2 protein-coding genes and 1 riboswitch are annotated in these 1,166 nt (G+C 74.1%); of the genes, one reads left to right on the forward strand and one right to left on the reverse strand.

Annotated features, from left to right (window positions below; all coding sequences use genetic code 11):
* Positions 1-428, reverse strand: a 428-nt coding sequence (locus G5C62_RS27160) for a threonine/serine exporter family protein (protein ID WP_241176179.1), incomplete at its 3' end; no start/stop codon positions are given.
* Between the two features lie 276 nt (positions 429-704).
* Positions 705-856, forward strand: a riboswitch (cyclic di-AMP (ydaO/yuaA leader).
* Position 857: 1 nt separating this feature from the next.
* Between G5C62_RS27160 and G5C62_RS27165 the strand changes: the two genes are divergently transcribed.
* A partial coding sequence (locus G5C62_RS27165) for a hypothetical protein (RefSeq protein WP_206330908.1) occupies positions 858-1,166 on the forward strand: 309 nt, incomplete at its 3' end.

A 1,166-nucleotide genomic window follows, 5' to 3' on the forward strand; every position in this document is an offset into this window, starting at 1 on the left:
TCCTCCAGGCCCAGGCCGGCCGTCTTGATCTCCGCCGCCAGGTCGGTGATGCCCTGGAGCCGGGTGTAGTCCAGCCCCCGCGGGCGCACGATCCGCATCAGCATGAGCGGTGGGACGTCGTCCGGGTCGTAGCTGATGGTCAGCGACGTGAACGTGATGTCGACCTGGCAGTCGGTCAGCCCGTAGCCGGCCGCCACGCGCAGCACCGTGGCGGTCACGTCCGCCGCCGAGGCCCCGACCGCCATCATCGACTCCCCGATGCGGAGGGCCAGACCCAGCGCCGAGCGGGCGGTGCCCGCGTCGACCGGGCTGGGCCGGGCACGCAGCGCGAAGGGCGCCGTCGGCGGCCCGGATCCCGAGATCGCCTTCCGCGCGCGGTCCGGCAGGCGGGTCAGGTGCTGCCGGCGGCCGGGGCTCGTGGAGGGCACTCCGCCAGGCTACGGATCACCGACGGCACGCACCGCTGACAGCCAGGGGCCGACTCGTGGCCTTCCCCACAGCGACCGGAGGCCACCGGCGACGGCCTCCTCCGGACCGACTCGCCACCGGGCACGACTTCCGACCCCGGGTCGGCGTGCCGTCGGCGGCGCGCCGATGGCGTGAGATGCGTCACGAGGACAAGCCGGTCTCGTTTCCATAACGTGCCCGTCGCGCCGACTCAGTGGGCGTGACGCCGGCCCGCCCAACCCTGCCTGCCGACCGTCATCCGCAACTCGTCAAGGCAGGGGTGGGGGAACCACCGCACACGACGCGCCGACCACCAGTCGGCTCGTCTCGGGGTGAAGCCGGCATCGCCGGCCGGGCACCGATCGCCCGAACCCGACAGCTAACCCCTCAGGCGGTGATCGGAGATCACCATGCCCAAGCACTCTGCACCTCGTCTCGTCCGCCCCCTCGTCGTGGCCGGCGTCTCCGCCGTCACGCTCGGGCTCCTGGCCTTCCCGGCACAGGCCCACACCACCACCGCGCCACCCGCAGCAGCCGCTGCACCCGCCGCCGTCCCGGCAGACCAGGAGACCGTCGAGCGGCGCGCCGCGATCGCCGCGCTCCTGGAGGCCAACGGCGGGTCCTGGCGGGCGCTCTACGAGCGCAACCGCGACCTCCACGGCGGGGGTGCCGACTCCCGCTCCGAAGGGCAGCTGCGGTTCGCCCGCGGCCTGGAGGAC

This window comes from Modestobacter sp. KNN46-3 (genome assembly GCF_011039295.1).